This window comes from Streptomyces sp. NPDC107454 (assembly GCF_055582885.1).
The window spans coordinates 81,030-98,863 of the sequence record NZ_JBVJPA010000003.1 but is presented as its reverse complement, the minus strand read 5'-3'; the positions used below and the strand labels follow the sequence as shown (position 1 = coordinate 98,863).

The 17,834-nt window shown below is 69.9% G+C and carries 17 protein-coding genes; 16 read left to right on the top strand and 1 reads right to left on the bottom strand.

Translation table 11 applies throughout. The features are described from left to right. Positions 1 to 5: 5 nt before the first annotated feature. The 16 genes from ACZ69M_RS08075 (at position 6) to ACZ69M_RS08000 (ending at position 16,927) form a co-directional block, all read left to right on the top strand. Positions 6 to 878, top strand: a complete 873-nt coding sequence (locus tag ACZ69M_RS08075) for a glycosyltransferase family 2 protein (RefSeq protein WP_382042572.1) — start codon at positions 6 to 8, stop codon at positions 876 to 878. Positions 879 to 1,000: 122 nt separating this feature from the next. Beyond that, positions 1,001 to 1,930, top strand: coding sequence for an ABC transporter permease (locus ACZ69M_RS08070; RefSeq protein ID WP_470047709.1), 930 nt, complete (start codon positions 1,001 to 1,003; stop codon positions 1,928 to 1,930). After that, the gene (locus tag ACZ69M_RS08065) at positions 1,923 to 2,696 is read left to right on the top strand and encodes an ABC transporter ATP-binding protein (protein WP_351431203.1); all 774 of its coding nucleotides are present in this window, start codon (positions 1,923 to 1,925) and stop codon (positions 2,694 to 2,696) included. The genes ACZ69M_RS08070 and ACZ69M_RS08065 overlap by 8 nt, the downstream gene beginning before the upstream one ends. Before the next feature lie 358 nt (positions 2,697 to 3,054). Next, positions 3,055 to 3,957: a squalene synthase HpnC gene (hpnC, locus tag ACZ69M_RS08060; protein WP_470047707.1), complete on the top strand. Its 903-nt coding sequence runs from the start codon at positions 3,055 to 3,057 to the stop codon at positions 3,955 to 3,957. Further along, positions 3,954 to 4,904 carry a presqualene diphosphate synthase HpnD gene (hpnD, locus tag ACZ69M_RS08055; RefSeq protein ID WP_352047742.1) on the top strand — a complete coding sequence of 317 codons (951 nt, stop codon included), beginning with the start codon at positions 3,954 to 3,956 and terminating at the stop codon, positions 4,902 to 4,904. Before hpnC ends, hpnD begins: the two co-directional genes overlap by 4 nt. Next, positions 4,904 to 5,044, top strand: a complete 141-nt coding sequence (locus tag ACZ69M_RS08050) for a DUF6380 family protein (protein ID WP_219934041.1) — start codon at positions 4,904 to 4,906, stop codon at positions 5,042 to 5,044. The genes hpnD and ACZ69M_RS08050 overlap by 1 nt, the downstream gene beginning before the upstream one ends. Next, positions 5,041 to 6,456: a hydroxysqualene dehydroxylase HpnE gene (gene hpnE, locus ACZ69M_RS08045; protein WP_470047704.1), complete on the top strand. Its 1,416-nt coding sequence runs from the start codon at positions 5,041 to 5,043 to the stop codon at positions 6,454 to 6,456. Before ACZ69M_RS08050 ends, hpnE begins: the two co-directional genes overlap by 4 nt. Next, positions 6,456 to 7,583 (top strand): polyprenyl synthetase family protein, encoded by a 1,128-nt coding sequence (locus tag ACZ69M_RS08040; RefSeq protein ID WP_079064752.1) that lies wholly within the window; start codon positions 6,456 to 6,458, stop codon positions 7,581 to 7,583. Before hpnE ends, ACZ69M_RS08040 begins: the two co-directional genes overlap by 1 nt. 151 nt (positions 7,584 to 7,734) lie before the next feature. Beyond that, positions 7,735 to 9,759 carry a squalene--hopene cyclase gene (shc, locus tag ACZ69M_RS08035; RefSeq protein ID WP_470047702.1) on the top strand — a complete coding sequence of 675 codons (2,025 nt, stop codon included), beginning with the start codon at positions 7,735 to 7,737 and terminating at the stop codon, positions 9,757 to 9,759. Beyond that, positions 9,759 to 10,400 (top strand): phosphorylase family protein, encoded by a 642-nt coding sequence (locus tag ACZ69M_RS08030; RefSeq protein WP_355432764.1) that lies wholly within the window; start codon positions 9,759 to 9,761, stop codon positions 10,398 to 10,400. The genes shc and ACZ69M_RS08030 overlap by 1 nt, the downstream gene beginning before the upstream one ends. A gap of 5 nt (positions 10,401 to 10,405) precedes the next feature. After that, positions 10,406 to 11,428 carry an adenosyl-hopene transferase HpnH gene (gene hpnH / locus ACZ69M_RS08025; RefSeq protein ID WP_075030350.1) on the top strand — a complete coding sequence of 341 codons (1,023 nt, stop codon included), beginning with the start codon at positions 10,406 to 10,408 and terminating at the stop codon, positions 11,426 to 11,428. Positions 11,429 to 11,432: 4 nt separating this feature from the next. Then, a complete protein-coding gene (gene ispG, locus ACZ69M_RS08020) occupies positions 11,433 to 12,590 on the top strand; it encodes a flavodoxin-dependent (E)-4-hydroxy-3-methylbut-2-enyl-diphosphate synthase (protein ID WP_168513724.1) in 1,158 nt (385 codons plus the stop codon). Positions 12,591 to 12,618: 28 nt separating this feature from the next. After that, complete coding sequence (dxs, locus tag ACZ69M_RS08015; RefSeq protein ID WP_470047699.1) at positions 12,619 to 14,547, top strand: 1-deoxy-D-xylulose-5-phosphate synthase; 1,929 nt, start codon at positions 12,619 to 12,621, stop codon at positions 14,545 to 14,547. After that, positions 14,544 to 15,944, top strand: a complete 1,401-nt coding sequence (locus tag ACZ69M_RS08010; RefSeq protein ID WP_470047697.1) for an aspartate aminotransferase family protein — start codon at positions 14,544 to 14,546, stop codon at positions 15,942 to 15,944. The genes dxs and ACZ69M_RS08010 overlap by 4 nt, the downstream gene beginning before the upstream one ends. A gap of 153 nt (positions 15,945 to 16,097) precedes the next feature. Then, the gene (locus ACZ69M_RS08005; RefSeq protein WP_470047695.1) at positions 16,098 to 16,751 is read left to right on the top strand and encodes a helix-turn-helix domain-containing protein; all 654 of its coding nucleotides are present in this window, start codon (positions 16,098 to 16,100) and stop codon (positions 16,749 to 16,751) included. Positions 16,752 to 16,810: 59 nt separating this feature from the next. Continuing rightward, the gene (locus tag ACZ69M_RS08000; RefSeq protein ID WP_054232722.1) at positions 16,811 to 16,927 is read left to right on the top strand and encodes a DUF6126 family protein; all 117 of its coding nucleotides are present in this window, start codon (positions 16,811 to 16,813) and stop codon (positions 16,925 to 16,927) included. Positions 16,928 to 16,935: 8 nt separating this feature from the next. Here the strand turns inward: ACZ69M_RS08000 and ACZ69M_RS07995 are convergent, their stop codons facing one another. Continuing rightward, positions 16,936 to 17,733 carry a tyrosine-protein phosphatase gene (locus ACZ69M_RS07995; protein ID WP_470047693.1) on the bottom strand — a complete coding sequence of 266 codons (798 nt, stop codon included), beginning with the start codon at positions 17,731 to 17,733 and terminating at the stop codon, positions 16,936 to 16,938. Positions 17,734 to 17,834: the final 101 nt, after the last annotated feature.

The window sequence follows — 17,834 nt, the reverse complement described above, 5'->3', positions numbered from 1 at the left end:
CGGCGATGAAGGTCGGCGCGGTCATCATCACCATGGGCAACCGCCCCGACGAGCTCCGAGCCCTGCTGGACTCCGTCGCCAAGCAGGACGGCGACCGGGTCGAGGTGGTCGTGGTCGGCAACGGCTCGCCCGTCCCGGACGTTCCCGACGGTGTACGCACGGTCGAGCTGCCCGAGAACCTCGGCATACCCGGCGGCCGCAACGTGGGCATCGAGGCCTTCGGCCCCGGTGGCACGGACGTCGACGTCCTGCTCTTCCTCGACGACGACGGCCTCCTCGCCACCCACGACACCGCCGAGCTGTGCCGCCGGGCCTTCGCGGCCGACCCCGAGCTCGGCATCATCAGCTTCCGGATCGCGGACCCCGAGACCAAGGAGACCCAGCGCCGCCACGTACCGCGGCTGCGCGCCTCCGACCCGATGCGCTCCTCGCGCGTGACCACCTTCCTCGGTGGCGCCAACGCGGTCCGTACGAAGGTCTTCGCCGAGGTCGGCGGGCTTCCGGACGAGTTCTTCTACGCCCACGAGGAAACCGACCTCGCCTGGCGGGCCCTCGACGCGGGCTGGATGATCGACTACCGGTCCGACATGGTGCTGTACCACCCCACGACCGCTCCTTCGCGGCATGCGGTGTACCACCGCATGGTGGCCCGCAACCGCGTCTGGCTCGCGCGCCGAAACCTTCCGGCGCCGCTCGTCCCCGTCTACCTCGGCGTCTGGATGCTCCTGACGCTGGCCCGCCGTCCCTCGGGACCTGCCCTGAAGGCGTGGTTCGGCGGTTTCAAGGAGGGCTGGACCAGTTCCTGCGGGCCTCGGCGCCCGATGAAGTGGCGTACGGTGTGGCGGCTGACCCGCCTCGGTCGTCCTCCTGTCATCTGACAAGCGGCTACGCCATCTGACAAGCTCGTTCCCGGGAGCACGTTCGCCGTACCCCGGTGTCCCGTGCCCTCAGCCCCTGCCCGACCAGGCCGTGCGCATCATGAAGACGAAAGTTTCCATTTGTGAGTGAGACAACGCATGACGGAGCTGTCGCGGTGAGCGACCGTCCGTCCCCCGATGACGGGCTCTCCGCGGCCGACCTGGCCGACAAGTACGGGCTCGCGGTGAGCGGCGCCCGGCCCGGACTCGTCGAGTACGTGCGTCAGCTGTGGGGGCGGCGGCACTTCATCCTCGCCTTCTCGCAGGCGAAACTCACCGCGCAGTACAGCCAGGCCAAGCTCGGCCAGCTGTGGCAGGTGGCGACGCCGCTGCTGAACGCGGCCGTGTACTACTTCATCTTCGGCGTGATCCTCAAGGCCAGCCGGGGCATGTCGCACGACACCTACATCCCGTTCCTGGTGACCGGTGTGTTCGTCTTCACGTTCACGCAGAGCTCGATCATGGCGGGCGTCCGTGCGATCTCGGGCAACCTGGGGCTGGTGCGCGCGCTGCACTTCCCGCGCGCCTCGCTGCCCATCTCCTTCGCGCTCCAGCAGCTCCAGCAGCTGCTGTTCTCGATGATCGTGCTGTTCGTCGTGGTGATCGGTTTCGGCAGCGTGCCGGGTCTGTCCTGGCTGCTGATCGTCCCGGTGCTGGTGCTGCAGTTCCTCTTCAACACCGGCCTCGCGCTGATCGTGGCGCGCATGGGCGCCAAGACGCCGGACCTCGCCCAGCTGATGCCGTTCATCCTGCGCACCTGGATGTACACCTCGGGCGTCATGTTCTCCATCAGCAACATGCTCGTCGGACGGCCCGAGTGGTTCATCCGCGCGCTCCAGGTGAACCCGGCCGCGATCTACATGGACCTGATGCGCTTCGCCCTCATCGACGGCTACGGCGCCTCGCACCTGCCGCCTCATGTGTGGGCCATCGCCACCTTCTGGGCCGTGGTCGTCGCAGCCGGCGGGTTCGTGTACTTCTGGAAGGCGGAAGAGAGGTACGGCCGTGGCTGAGCAGACATCCCACATCCCGACCGTGATCGCGGACGAGCTGCACATCGTCTACCGCGTGAACGGCGCCAAGACCGGCAAGGGCAGCGCCACCGCCGCCCTCAGCCGCATCATCAAGCGCGGCGAGGAGCGGGGCGTACGCAAGGTGCACGCCGTCAGGGGCGTCTCCTTCACGGCCTACCGCGGCGAGGCCATCGGCCTGATCGGCTCCAACGGCTCCGGCAAGTCCACGCTCCTGCGTGCCATCGCCGGTCTGCTGCCCGCCGAGAAGGGCAAGGTCTACACCGACGGCCAGCCCTCGCTGCTCGGCGTGAACGCCGCCCTGATGAACGACCTCACGGGCGAACGCAACGTCATATTGGGCGGGCTCGCGATGGGCATGTCCCGCGAGCAGATCAGGGAGCGCTACCAGGAGATCGTCGACTTCTCGGGCATCAACGAGAAGGGCGACTTCATCACCCTGCCGATGCGCACCTACTCCTCCGGCATGGCGGCGCGGCTGCGCTTCTCCATCGCGGCCGCCAAGGACCACGACGTCCTCATGATCGACGAGGCCCTCGCCACCGGAGACCGCTCCTTCCAGAAGCGCTCCGAGCAGCGGATCCGCGAACTGCGCAAGAGCGCGGGCACGGTGTTTCTGGTCAGCCACAACAACAAGTCGATCCGCGACACCTGTGACCGCGTGCTCTGGCTGGAGCGCGGTGAGCTGCGGATGGACGGTCCGACCGAAGAGGTTCTCAAGGAGTACGAGAAGTTCACGGGCAAGTAGCTCGTAGTAGCCGGGGCCCCGCCGCAACGATTCGGCGGGGCCCTGCGTCTGCAAAGGAAACGCCAACTCCTGCTGGCCTTAGGAATCTTGACACCAATCGGTGTGTTGTTGTGATGTGCAGGACACCCCGACGAACCTTGCTGCGTTGTACAACGTAAGCTGTACCGGTGCTGAATCGCGGCAAGTGGGGCGATACTGCGCGACACCCGGCACCGGCGCGCCGCGCGGAGTCCCGGGCGGCGTGTCCGAAAAGGGCACTATTGGGTCGGCAGTGTAGAACGGGAGATGTGACGGCAATGGCTACGGAAACTCTCCAGCTCCGCGACGCGTGTGCCGTCCCCGCGCCGGGCGGCGAGCGGTGACCCAAGCCGGTACGGCGCGCACTGGTGAGACGGAGCGCGGAACGCTCGACAAGGCCGCGGGCGAGAACTTCCCGGTGGCACCCTTTTTCCTGCCCCAGGCCTGGCGCGACGACCTGATGGCCGTCTACGGCTTCGCCCGCCTCGTCGACGACATCGGTGACGGCGACCTCGCCCCGGGCGGCGCGGACGCCAGGCTGCTCGGCGTGTCGCCCGAAGAGGCCGAGGACCGTCTCGTACTCCTGGACGCCTTCGAGGCCGATCTGCACCGCGTGTTCGACTCGACACCGCACCACCCGCTGCTGCGCCGCCTGCAGCCCACGGTCCGCCGCGCGGACCTCACCCCCGAACCCTTCCTCGGCCTGATCGCGGCCAACCGCCAGGACCAGCTGATCAAGCGCTACGAGACCTATGACGACCTCGTGGCCTACTGCGAGCTGTCCGCCAACCCCGTCGGCCGCCTGGTGCTGTCCGTGACCGGCACCTCCACGCCCGAGCGGATCCGCCGCTCGGACGCGGTGTGCACGGCGCTGCAGATCGTCGAGCACCTCCAGGACGTCGCCGAGGACCTCGGCCGCGACCGCATCTACCTGCCGGCCGAGGACATGAAGCGCTTCCATGTCCAGGAGGCGGACCTCGCCACGGCCACCGCGGGCGCATCGGTGCGCGCGCTGGTCGCATACGAAGCAGAACGCGCGCTCCACCTCCTGAATGAAGGCACCCCCCTCGTGGGTAGCGTCCACGGCAGGTTGAAGCTGCTGCTCGCGGGGTTCGTGGCAGGGGGAAGGGCGGCGATCCGAGCGATCGTCGCCGCCGAATACGACGTACTTCCCGGCCCGCCCAAGCCCGGCAAGCTCCAGCTGCTGCGCGAGGTGGGAGTGACTCTGCGAGGAGAGGGGTGATCCGGACCGTGGAGTCGGAACAACACGTGTCCGCACCGGTACTCGCCGCATACAGCTACTGCGAGGCAGTGACCGGTCAGCAGGCTCGTAATTTCGCCTATGGCATCAGACTTCTGCCGACGCCCAAGCGTCGTGCGATGTCGGCGCTCTACGCGTTCTCACGGCGTGTCGACGACATCGGCGACGGCGCGCTGCCGACGGACGTGAAGGCGGCGCGGCTCGAGGACACCCGGGCTCTGCTCGCCCGGGTCCGCGAGGGCCGGGTCGACGAGGACGACACCGACCCGGTCGCGGTCGCCCTCAGCCACACCGCCGCGTACTTCCCGGTGCCGCTGGGCGGCCTCGACGAACTCATCGACGGCGTCCTGATGGACGTACGCGGTGAGACGTACGAGACCTGGGACGACCTGAAGGTGTACTGCCGGTGCGTGGCCGGGGCGATCGGGCGGCTCTCGCTCGGCGTGTTCGGTACGGAACCGGGGGCGCGCGGCGCCGAGCGCGCGCCGGAGTATGCGGACACGCTCGGGCTCGCGCTCCAGCTCACCAACATCCTTCGGGACGTACGGGAGGACGCCGCCGGCGGGCGCACCTATCTGCCCGCCGACGACCTCGCGAAGTTCGGCTGCTCGGCCGGGTTCAACGGCCCGACCCCGCCCGAGGGCTCCGATTTCGCGGGCCTCGTCCACTTCGAAGTGCGACGGGCGCGCACCCTTTTCGCCGAGGGCTACCGGCTGCTGCCCATGCTCGACCGGCGCAGCGGCGCCTGTGTCGCGGCCATGGCCGGCATCTACCGGCGGCTCCTCGACCGCATCGAGCGCGAGCCGGAGGCCGTGCTGCGCGGCCGCGTCTCGCTGCCGGGGCGCGAGAAGGCGTACGTCGCTGTGCGTGGCCTCTCCGGACTGGACGCCCGGCATGTCTCCCGGCGTACCGTCAGGAGGCGTACCTGATGGACAATATGGGCCAAGGTGATTCCACCGGCGAAAAGCGGCACGCAACCCTCCGGCACCGGGTGGCGTCCCTGACTGCGATGGCCTGCCGTGCACCGTTCAATCACCGCGGCACGGCCGCTGGGGAGGGTGCACGATGAGCGAGGACACGCAGCCCACGGGGGCTTCGGACCGCCCGGAAGGGGCAGGCGCCGTAGTGATCGGCGGCGGGCTGGCCGGAATCACCGCCGCGCTCGCCCTGGCCGACGCCGGGGTGCGTGTCACCCTGCTCGAAGGCCGGCCGCGGCTCGGCGGGCTCGCCTTCTCCTTCCAGCGCGGCGAACTCACCGTGGACAACGGACAGCATGTGTATCTGCGCTGCTGCACCGCCTACCGCTGGTTCCTCGACCGCATCGACGGGGCCTCGCTCGCGCCCCTGCAGGATCGTCTCGACGTGCCCGTTCTCGACGCCGAGGCGAAACCCGGGCGGCGGCTCGGGAGAATCGGCCGCAGCGCGCTGCCCGTACCTCTGCATCTCGCGCGCAGCCTGGCGACCTATCAGCATCTGTCGCTCGCCGAGCGCGCCAAGGTCGGCCGTGCCGCACTGGCGCTCAAAGCGCTCGATCTCGACGATCCGGCCCTCGACGACCAGAACTTCGGCCGATGGCTCGCCGATCACGGTCAGTCGGAGCGTGCCGTCGAGGCACTGTGGGACCTGGTGGGGGTCGCCACCCTCAACGCGGTGGCCGGCGACTCCTCGCTCGGGCTCGCCGCGGTGGTGTTCAAGACCGGTCTGCTGTCCGACCCGGGCGCGGCCGACATCGGCTGGGCACGCGTCCCGCTGGGCGAACTGCACGACACGCTGGCCCGCAAGGCGCTCGACTCCGCGGGCGTGCGTACCGAAGTCCGTACACGCGTCACCTCCATCTCCCTTAACGAGAACGGGCGTTGGAGCGTTCAGGTTCCCGGCGAGACGCTCGACGCCGACACCGTCGTCCTCGCCGTACCTCAGCGCGAGGCGCACGATCTGCTGCCCGAGGGAGCGCTCGACGCGCCTGAACAGCTGCTGGAGATCGGCACCGCGCCGATCCTCAACGTCCATGTCGTCTACGACCGGAAGGTGCTCGCGCGACCGTTCTTCGCCGCCCTCGGCTCCCCGGTGCAGTGGGTCTTCGACCGGACCGACGCGTCCGGACTGCGGGAAGGGCAGTACCTCGCCCTGTCGCAGTCGGCCGCCCAGGACGAGATCGACGAACCCGTCGCCGTCCTGCGCGAGCGCTATCTGCCGGAGCTGGAGCGGCTGCTGCCCACCGCGCGCGGCGCGGAGGTGAAGGACTTCTTCGTGACCAGGGAGCGCACCGCGACGTTCGCCCCCGCCCCGGGCGTCGGGCGGCTGCGGCCCGGCGCCCGCACCAGAGCCCCCGGCCTGTATCTGGCCGGCGCGTGGACCGCCACCGGGTGGCCCGCGACCATGGAGAGTGCGGTCCGCAGCGGCGCCGGTGCGGCGCGAGCCGCACTGGGCGCCCTGGGCCGGCCCCGCGACCACCTCCTCGCATTCGAGGAGGCGGCCTGATGCTCGACGAGCGCGCGGCAGACCCCCGCACCCCCGGTACCGCAACAAGAGGAGAGACTGTGCCCACTGTGCCCCCGGCCGACAAGGCTGCCGACGCGGTGGACGTGACCGCGCTCCTGGAGCGCGGCCGGACCCTGGCCACACCGGTGCTGAAGGCGGCCGTCGACCGCCTGGCGTCGCCCATGGACACCGTCGCCGCCTACCACTTCGGCTGGATCGACGCCCAGGGCAACCCCGCGGACGGCGACGGCGGCAAAGCCGTACGTCCCGCGCTGGCCGTGCTCTCCGCGCAGGCCGCCGGTGCCGCCCCCGAGGTCGGCGTGCCCGGCGCGGTCGCGGTCGAGCTGGTGCACAACTTCTCCCTGCTGCACGACGACCTGATGGACGGCGACGAACAGCGCCGCCACCGCGACACCGTCTGGAAGGTGCACGGCCCCGCCCAGGCGATCCTCGTCGGCGACGCCCTGTTCGCGCTGGCCAACGAGATCCTCCTCGAACTCGGCACCGTCGAGGCCGGCCGCGCCACCCGCCGGCTGACCAGCGCCACCCGCGCCCTCATCGACGGCCAGGCCCAGGACATCTCCTACGAGCACCGCGACCGCGTCAGCGTCGAGGAGTGCCTGGAGATGGAGGGCAACAAGACGGGCGCCCTGCTCGCCTGCGCCTGCTCCATCGGCGCGGTCCTCGGCGGCGCGGACGACCGCACCGCGGACACCCTGGAGAAGTACGGCTACCACCTCGGCCTGGCCTTCCAGGCCGTCGACGACCTCCTCGGCATCTGGGGCGACCCGGAGGCCACCGGCAAGCAGACCTGGAGCGATCTGCGCCAGCGCAAGAAGTCCCTGCCGGTCGTGGCGGCGCTCGCCGCGGGCGGGCCCGCCTCCGAGCGGCTCGGCGAACTGCTCGCCGAGGACGCCAAGGCCAGCGACTTCGAGAACTTCTCCGAGGAGGAGTTCGCCGTGCGTGCCGCGCTCATCGAGGAGGCGGGCGGCCGCGAGTGGACCGCCCAGGAGGCACGCCGCCAGCACACCATCGCCATCGAGGCCCTGGACGCCGTGGAGATGCCCGACCAGGTGCGGGCCCAGCTCGTGGCGCTCGCCGACTTCGTCGTCGTACGGAAGAGATGATCACTATCGGTCGAATAAACCTCGCGTAGTCGCCGGCCGGTGCCTCCCCCAAGCTCTCAACTCCGTTCGAGCAGGGTGGGACCCCCTTGAGACAGACGCACCGGCCGACGGCGGACCCAGCAGAGTCGTACCACTGCACGAAGGGGAAGCCATGACAGCGACGACCGACGGAAGCACCGGGGCACTGCCGCCCCGCGCTGCCGCGGCCAGCGAAATCCACCCAGAGACGACTCCCGTGGCGGCCGGGACAGTCGAGACCCGAGACGTCGCCGCGCACGCCATACAGCGCGCCACCGATCTCCTGCTCTCACGGCAGGACGCGGAGGGCTGGTGGAAGGGCGACCTCGAGACGAACGTCACGATGGACGCCGAGGACCTGCTCCTCCGTCAGTTCCTGGGAATCCGCGACGAGACGACCACACGCGCCGCCGGACTGTTCATCCGCGGCGAGCAGCGCGAGGACGGCACCTGGGCCACCTTCTACGGCGGCCCCGGCGAACTCTCCACCACCATCGAGGCGTACGTCGCCCTGCGGCTGGCCGGGGACGGCCCGGACGAGCCGCACATGGCGAGGGCGGCCGCCTGGATCCGCGAGCGGGGCGGCATCGCCTCGGCCCGCGTCTTCACCCGGATCTGGCTCGCCCTGTTCGGCTGGTGGAAGTGGGACGACCTGCCCGAACTCCCGCCGGAACTCATCTACTTCCCGAAGTGGATGCCGCTCAACATCTACGACTTCGGCTGCTGGGCGCGGCAGACGATCGTGCCGCTGACCATCGTCTCGGCGAAGCGCCCGGTGCGGCCCGCGCCGTTCCCGCTCGACGAGCTGCACACCGATGCCAGCAACCCCAACCCGGTCAAACCCCTTGCTCCCGTGGCGAGTTGGGACGGGGCCTTCCAGCGTCTCGACAAGGCCCTGCACCAGTACCGCAAGGTCGTCCCGCGCAGGTTGCGCCGGGCCGCGATGAACACGGCGGCGCGCTGGATCATCGAACGGCAGGAGAACGACGGGTGCTGGGGCGGCATCCAGCCACCCGCGGTGTACTCGGTCATCGCGCTGCACCTGCTCGGCTACGACCTCCAACACCCCGTCATGCGCGAGGGGTTGGCGTCGCTGGACCGGTTCGCCGTCTGGCGCGAGGACGGCGCCCGGATGATCGAGGCCTGTCAGTCACCGGTCTGGGACACCTGCCTCGCCACCATCGCACTCGCCGACGCGGGCCTGCCCGCCGACCATCCGCAGCTGGTGAAGGCCGCGGACTGGATGCTCGGCGAGGAGATCGTGCGGCCCGGGGACTGGGCGGTGAAGCGGCCCCACCTTCCGCCCGGGGGTTGGGCCTTCGAGTTCCACAACGACAACTACCCCGACATCGACGACACCGCCGAGGTCGCCCTCGCGCTGCGCCGGGTCCGCCACCACGACCCGGAGCGCGTCGAGCACGCCATCGGGCGCGGGGTGCGCTGGAACCTCGGTATGCAGTCCAAGGACGGCGGCTGGGGCGCCTTCGACGTCGACAACACCAGCGCCTTCCCCAACCGGCTCCCGTTCTGCGACTTCGGGGAGGTCATCGACCCGCCGTCCGCCGACGTCACCGCCCATGTGGTGGAGATGCTCGCGGTCGAGGGACTCTCGCACGACCCGCGCACCCGCCGGGGCATCGAGTGGCTGCTCGCCCACCAGGAGCCGGACGGCTCGTGGTTCGGGCGCTGGGGCGTCAACTACGTCTACGGAACGGGGTCGGTGCTCCCGGCGCTCGTGGCCGCCGGGCTCCCCGCCTCGCATCCGGCGATCCGCCGGGCCGTCGCCTGGCTGGAAACCGTCCAGAACGACGACGGCGGCTGGGGCGAGGACCTGCGCTCCTACCACGAGGTCGCCGAGTGGAGCGGACGCGGCGCCTCGACCGCCTCCCAGACCGGCTGGGCGCTGCTCGCCCTGCTGGCCGCGGGGGAGCGCGACTCCAAGGCGGTGGAACGCGGGATCGCCTGGCTCGCGGAGACCCAGCTGGCGGACGGCTCCTGGGACGAGCCGTACTTCACCGGCACCGGGTTCCCGTGGGACTTCTCGATCAACTACCACCTCTACCGGCAGGTCTTCCCGCTCACCGCGCTCGGCCGCTATGTCCACGGCGAACCGAGCTTCGTCCACGGCGAGTCGTTCGCCGAGGTCAAGGGGGGTTGATGAGCACAAAGCCCGATCCGGCCCCGCTGCTGATCGCCTGCGCGCTCGGCATCGAGCACCTCGCCCTGCGCAGCGGCGACCGCACCGGGGCCGACGGGCCCGTCACCGTGCTGCGCACCGGCATGGGGCCCAAGGCCGCCGAACGCTCGCTCACCCGGATCCTCGCCGACCCGGCGCTGAGCGAGGCCGCCGTCCTGGCCACGGGCTTCTGCGCGGGGCTCGCCCCGGGCATGCACCCCGGTGATCTGGTGGTCGCCGAGGAGACCCGGGACCCACGCGGCAGCACCCCGTGCGTGGGCACCGAACTACTCGTCAAGGAACTACTGCGCACCGTGCCCGGGCGCACCGTCCACACCGGGCCACTGACCGGCTCCGATCACGTCGTCCGAGGTCACGAGCGGTCGGACCTGCTCGCGACCGGCGCGATCGCGGTCGACATGGAATCCGCGGCCACGCTCCACAGCGCCGTGCGGGCGGGCGTGCGCCCGGTTGCGGCCGTACGGGTGGTCGTGGACGCTCCAGAACATGAACTCGTCCGGATCGGCACAGTACGCGGTGGAATATCAGCTTTCCGTGTTCTTCGTGCCGTTCTCCCCGCTTTCTTTGAATGGCACCGTTCTTTGTTGCTCCCCCGGAGGTGAGCCAGATGGCCATGCCGCTTCGGCAGTCCATGAAGGTCGCTGCGTACCTGTTTGAACAGAAGCTCAGGAAGCGGGACAAGTTCGCGCTGCTGGTCGAGTTGGAACCCCTCTTCGCCTGCAACCTCAAATGCGAGGGCTGCGGCAAGATCCAGCACCCGGCGGGAGTGCTCAAGCAGCGCATGCCCGTTGCCCAAGCCGTAGGAGCGGTCCTCGAATCCGGCGCGCCGATGGTGTCCATCGCCGGCGGCGAGCCGCTGATGCACCCGCAGATCGACGAGATCGTACGGCAGTTGGTGGCCAAGAAGAAATTCGTCTTCCTGTGCACGAACGCGCTGTTGATGCGCAAGAAGATGGACAAGTTCAAGCCCTCGCCGTATTTCGCCTGGGCCGTGCACATCGACGGGCTGCGCGAGCGGCACGACGAGTCGGTGGCCAAGGAGGGCACCTTCGACGAGGCGGTCGCGGCCATCAAGGAGGCCAAGCGGCGCGGCTTCCGGGTCACCACCAACTCGACCTTCTTCAACACCGACACCCCGCAGACCGTCATCGAGGTCCTCAACTTCCTCAATGACGACCTGAAGGTGGACGAGATGATGCTCTCGCCCGCCTACGCCTACGAGAAGGCGCCCGACCAGGAGCACTTCCTCGGCGTCCAGCAGACCCGGGAGCTGTTCAAGAAGGCCTTCTCGGGCGGCAACCGGCGCCGCTGGCGGCTCAACCAGAGCCCGCTCTTCCTGGACTTCCTGGAAGGCAAGGTCGACTTCCCGTGCACCGCGTGGGCGATCCCCAGCTACTCGCTCTTCGGCTGGCAGCGGCCCTGCTACCTGATGAGCGACGGGTACGTGCAGACGTACAAGCAGCTCCTGGAGGACACCGACTGGGACTCCTACGGGCGCGGCAAGGACGAGCGGTGCGCGAACTGCATGGCGCACTGCGGCTACGAGCCGACCGCCGTCCTCGCCACGATGGGCTCCCTCAAGGAGTCGCTGCGCGCCGCCCGCGAGACCTTCACGGAAAGCCGCGGGTGACGACATGACCGCCGTTTCCTTGGGCCTCCCCGAGGTGCCGGTCCGACCGATCGCCGAACGCCGTGTGTCGCGGCGGATCCAGGTCGGAGCGGTGGCGGTCGGGGGCGGAGCACCCGTTTCGGTGCAGTCGATGACGACGACGCGTACGTCGGACATCGGTGCCACCCTGCAGCAGATCGCGGAACTCACCGCGTCCGGCTGCCAGATCGTGCGCGTCGCCTGCCCCACGCAGGACGACGCGGACGCCCTCGCGACCATCGCCCGCAAGTCCCAGATCCCGGTGATCGCGGACATCCACTTCCAGCCCAAGTACGTGTTCGCGGCCATCGACGCGGGCTGTGCGGCGGTGCGGGTGAACCCGGGCAACATCAAGCAGTTCGACGACAAGGTCCGCGAGATCGCACGGGCCGCCTCGGACGCCGGGACCCCGATCCGGATCGGGGTCAACGCCGGGTCGCTCGACCGGCGGCTGCTGCAGAAGTACGGCAGGGCGACCCCCGAGGCGCTGGTCGAGTCGGCGCTGTGGGAGGCGTCCCTCTTCGAGGAGCACGGGTTCCGGGACATCAAGATCTCGGTGAAGCACAACGACCCGGTCGTGATGGTCAACGCCTACCGGCAGCTCGCCGCCCAGTGCGACTACCCGCTGCACCTCGGTGTGACGGAGGCCGGTCCGGCGTTCCAGGGCACGATCAAGTCCGCCGTCGCCTTCGGGGCGCTGCTCAGCGAGGGCATCGGGGACACCATCCGGGTCTCCCTGAGCGCCCCGCCCGCCGAGGAGGTCAAGGTCGGCCTCCAGATCCTGGAGTCGCTGAACCTGAAGCAGCGCCGCCTGGAGATCGTCTCGTGTCCGTCCTGCGGGCGCGCCCAGGTGGACGTCTACAAGCTGGCCGACGAGGTAACGGCCGGTCTGGAGGGGATGGAGGTCCCGTTGCGCGTCGCGGTCATGGGCTGCGTCGTCAACGGCCCCGGCGAGGCGCGGGAGGCGGACCTGGGGGTCGCCTCCGGCAACGGCAAGGGGCAGATCTTCGTCAAGGGCGAGGTCATCAAGACCGTGCCCGAGTCGAAGATCGTCGAGACCCTCATCGAGGAAGCGATGAAGATCGCCGAGCAGATGGAGAAGGACGGCGTCGCCTCCGGCGAACCCGCCGTCACCGTGAGCTGATCAGCACGGACCGAGAGGGGGCCCGAGCGTGACGATTCTGGAGAGCATCCGGGGACCACGCGACCTGAAGGCGCTGTCCGAGGCGGACGTCGGTGAACTGGCGGATGAGATCAGGGAGTTCCTGGTGCACGCGGTGGCCAGGACCGGCGGTCACCTCGGACCCAATCTGGGGGTGGTGGAACTCTCCATCGCGCTCCACCGGGTCTTCGAGTCACCCGTCGACCGCATCCTGTGGGACACCGGCCACCAGAGCTACGTACACAAGTTGCTGACGGGACGCCAGGACTTCTCCAAGCTGCGCGGAAAAGGTGGCCTGTCCGGCTATCCCTCGCGTGAGGAGTCCGAGCACGACATCATCGAGAACAGCCACGCCTCCACGGCGCTCGGCTGGGCGGACGGGCTCGCCAAGGCCCATCAGGTGCAGGGCGAGAAGGGCCATGTCGTCGCGGTCATCGGCGACGGCGCGCTGACCGGCGGCATGGCGTGGGAGGCGCTGAACAACATCGCCGCCGCCAAGGACCGCCCGCTGATCATCGTCGTCAACGACAACGAACGCTCGTACGCGCCGACCATCGGTGGCCTCGCCAACCACCTCGCGACCCTGCGGACGACCGACAGTTACGAGAAGGTCCTCGCCTGGGGCAAGGACGTACTGCTGCGCACCCCCGTCGTCGGGCACACGATCTACGAGTCGCTGCACGGCGCGAAGAAGGGGTTCAAGGACGCCTTCGCGCCGCAGGGCATGTTCGAGGACCTCGGGCTCAAGTACGTCGGGCCGATCGACGGGCACGACGTCGGCGCCGTGGAGTCCGCGCTGCGCCGCGCGAAGCGTTTCCACGGGCCGGTTCTGGTGCACTGCCTGACCGAGAAGGGGCGCGGTTACGAGCCCGCGCTCGCGCACGAGGAGGACCACTTCCACACGGTCGGTGTGATGGATCCGCTGACGTGCGAGCCGCTCGCGCCCTCGGGCGGGCCGTCCTGGACCTCGGTGTTCGGGGACGAGATCCTCCGGATCGGCGAGGAGCGGGACGACGTCGTGGCGATCACGGCGGCCATGCTGCACCCGGTGGGGCTGGGGAAGTTCGCCGAGCGGTTCCCCGACCGGGTGTGGGACGTCGGGATAGCCGAACAGCACGCCACGGTGTCGGCGGCCGGGCTCGCCACCGGCGGTCTCCACCCGGTCGTCGCCGTCTACGCGACCTTCCTCAACCGGGCCTTCGACCAGCTCCTCATGGACGTCGCGCTGCACCGCTGCGGAGTGACCTTCGTGCTGGACCGGGCGGGGGTCACCGGTGTCGACGGGGCCTCGCACAACGGCATGTGGGACATGTCGATCCTCCAGGTCGTGCCGGGCCTGAGGATCGCCGCGCCGCGCGACGCCGACCAGCTGCGGGCCCAGCTGCGGGAGGCGGTCGCCGTCGACGACGCGCCGACGCTGATCCGCTTCCCGAAGGAGTCGGTGGGCCCCGAGATCCCGGCGGTCGACCACCTGGGCGGACTCGACGTCCTGCACCGCTCCGACGACACCCCGCAGGTCCTTCTGGTCGCCGTCGGCGTGATGGCGCCGGTCTGCCTCCAGGCGGCCGAGCTGCTGGAGGCCCGTGGGGTCGGCTGCACGGTCGTCGACCCGCGCTGGGTCAAACCCGTCGACCCGGCGTTGCCCGGCCTCGCGGCCGAGCACCGGCTCGTCGCGGTCGTCGAGGACAACAGCCGGGCGGCCGGCGTCGGCGCGGCGGTCGCACTGGCGCTCGGGGACGCCGAGGTCGACGTGCCCGTACGGCGCTTCGGCATCCCCGAGCAGTTCCTCGCGCACGCCAAGCGCGGGGAAGTGCTGGCCGACATAGGTCTCACGCCCGTCGAGATCGCCGGGCGGATCAGTGCCGGCCTGGCCGTCAAGGACGCGCTGTCGAAGGACGCGCCGTTCGAGGATGAGTTGTCCAAGGAGAAACAGGAATGACCGACCCTGCGGAGAAGGGGGAGTTCGACCTCGGCGCGCTCCTCGCCGAGCGCGGAGCCGAGCGCTACGAGCTGCACACCAAGTACCTGAACCACCAGCTCCCGCGCATGCTGCACACCATCGGCTTCGACAAGGTGTACGAGCGGGCCGAGGGCGCGCACTTCTGGGACGCGGACGGCAACGACTACCTGGACATGCTCGCCGGGTTCGGGGTGATGGGCCTGGGCCGCCACCACCCCGTCGTCCGCAAGGCGCTGCACGACGTCCTGGACGCCTCGCTCGCCGACCTCACCCGCTTCGACTGCCAGCCGCTGCCCGGGCTCCTCGCCGAGAGGCTGCTCGCCCACAGTCCGCACCTGGACCGGGTGTTCTTCGGCAACAGCGGTACGGAGGCGGTGGAGACCGCGCTCAAGTTCGCCCGGTACGCCACCGGGAGGCCGAGGATCCTCTACTGCTCCCACGCCTTCCACGGGCTGACCACCGGCTCGCTGTCCGTCAACGGCGAGGACGGCTTCCGCGACGGCTTCGCCCCGCTGCTGCCCGACACCCCCGTTCCGCTCGGCGACCTGGACGCTCTGGCCCGGGAGCTGAAGAAGGGGGATGTCGCCGGGCTGATCGTCGAGCCCATCCAGGGCAAGGGCGTGCACGAGGCCCCAGCCGGATATCTGCGTGCCGCGCAGGAGCTGCTGCACCGGCACAAGGCGCTGCTCATCGCGGACGAGGTGCAGACGGGCCTCGGGCGGACCGGGGACTTCTACGCCTACCAGCACGAGGAGGGCGTCGAACCGGACCTGGTGTGCGTGGCGAAGGCGCTGTCCGGCGGCTATGTGCCGGTCGGCGCGACGCTCGGCAAGGACTGGATCTTCAAGAAGGTCTACTCGTCCATGGACCGGGTCCTCGTGCACTCGGCGAGCTTCGGCTCCAACGCGCAGGCCATGGCAGCGGGCCTCGCCGTGCTCTCCGTGATGGAGAACGAACAGATCGTCGCGGGCGCCCGGGCCACGGGAGAACAACTCAGGTCCCGGCTCGCGGCGCTCATCGACAAGTACGAGCTGCTGAGCGACGTACGCGGCCGGGGCCTGATGATCGGCATCGAGTTCGGCCGGCCCAAGTCGATCAAGCTGCGCAGTCGTTGGACCATGCTGCAGGCCGCGCGCAAGGGACTGTTCGCGCAGATGGTCGTCGTCCCGCTGCTCCAGCGGCACCGCATCCTCACCCAGGTCTCCGGCGACCACCTGGAGGTGATCAAGCTGATCCCGCCGCTGATCATCGGCGAACGGGACGTGGACCGGTTCGTGGAGGCCTTCACCGCCGTGATGGACGACGCCCACAGCGGCGGCGGCCTGATGTGGGACTTCGGAAAAACCCTGGTCAAGCAGGCGGTCGCCAACCGCTAGCCCCGCGGCGCGCAGAGGCGGGGCGGGCTCGAAGCAGGGGCCGCCCGGATCGAGGCGGGCTCGAAGTGCGGGCCCGCCCCGACCAGGGCCGATGGTTTTGCCTCTGGGGCAAGAAATTTGCCCGAGAGGCAAGGATGCGGCTCAATGGAGTGCATGAGCCCTGTCGAGTCGGGGGCGGCCGCCACACCGCCCGAGTCCGCAGCAGCCGAGGCGCTGCCCGCCGTCGCACCGCAGCTGCGTGCGCTGCGCCGCCGGGCCTCGCTGACCCTGGAGGCCGCGGCCGGCGCCGCCGGCCTTTCGGCTGCCCACCTCTCCCGACTGGAGACGGGACAGCGCCAGCCCTCGCTGCCGATGCTGCTCGCACTCGCTCGTATCTACGGTACGACGGTCTCGGAGCTGCTGGGCGAGACGGTCGCCGAACGGGACGCGATCGTCCGGTCCGCCGACATGGAGCCGACGAAGGCGGGCGGCTGGACCTACTGGCAGGCCGGTGCCCCGGGTCGCGGAATGCAGGCCCTGCGGGTGCACGTCCCCTATGGCTCGCAGGGCGACATCGTGCGCGTCCATCCCGGTGAGGAGTGGCTCTACGTCCTCCAGGGGCGGCTGCGGCTGCGCCTCGGGGACACCGCGCAGGTGCTCGCGCCCGGGGACAGCGCGCACTTCGACTCGCTGACCCCGCACCGCATCGCGGCCGCCGATCAGTCGGGGGCCGACCTCCTCTTCGTACACACCCTGCTGCAGAGCCCCACCGCCGCGCTGTGCCTCGGCCCGGCGGCAGGACACCCGACCATGGGAGAGCTGTCATGACGGAATCCACGCAACCCCCGGAGTCCACGGAATCGGCCGACCCCGCCACTCGGCGGCGCATGGTCGAGAAGTTCCCCCGTGCCCTGTGGGTACGTCTCTTCATCTACATCGCCGTCGGCCACCTCTTCGCGGCCTTCATCTATCTGCTGTTCGAGCTGGGCGGACAGAACCAGTAGCCCAGGGTTCAGTCCAGCAGGCGCTCGCGCAGCCGCTCACGCTGCTCGGGCGTGACCCCCAGCCCCTGCTCCAGGTAGGTGTCGATGCCGCCCCAGGTCTCCTCGATCGTGTCGAAGGCCGCGGTCAGATACTCGGCGCGGGCGTCGAACAGGGGACTGAGCAGCTCCATGACCTCGGGGGAGCGGGCCGCTTCCGATGAGCCGTTGCGGCGCACCTTGTAGCGGCGGTGCTTCGCGTTCGACTCCAGGTAGTCGGCCACGATCGCGTCGCGCTCGACGTCGAGGGCGAGGAGCGTCACGGCTATGGACAGGCCCGCGCGGTCCTTGCCCGCCGCGCAGTGCATCAGCGCGGGAACGCTGTCCTCGGCCAGGGCGTGCAGCACGTGGGAGTGCTCGGCCGTGCGCTCCTTGATGATCGTGCGGTAGGAACCGATCATCCGGTTGGCCGCCTTGCCGTCGCCGAGGTGCCCGCGCAGCTGTTCGACGTCACCGTCACGGACCATCTTCCAGAACTCGCCGCCGTCGGCAGGGTCGGTGAGCGGAAGGTTCACGTTCCGTACACCCGGCAGCTCGACGTCCGACCCCTCCAGCTTCTGGTCCGCGGCATTGCGGAAGTCGAAGATCGTGTGCAGCCCGAGAGAGGAGAGGAACGCGGCGTCCTCCTCGGTGGCGTGCGCGAGATGTCCACTGCGGAACAGCCGTCCGTAGCGCACTCGCCGGCCGTCCACGGTGGGCAGGCCGCCCACGTCTCGGAAGTTGCGCACTCCGGCCAGCTCCGGCTCGGTCGACGGCACCTGCTGCGTCACGGGGGCTCCTCCCATTGGACCGCCGGCGCTGCTCGGCGACGCTCGCCGACGGGAATCGCGCTTTCGACGATACGACATGGGTTCCTCAGGCAATGAAGTTG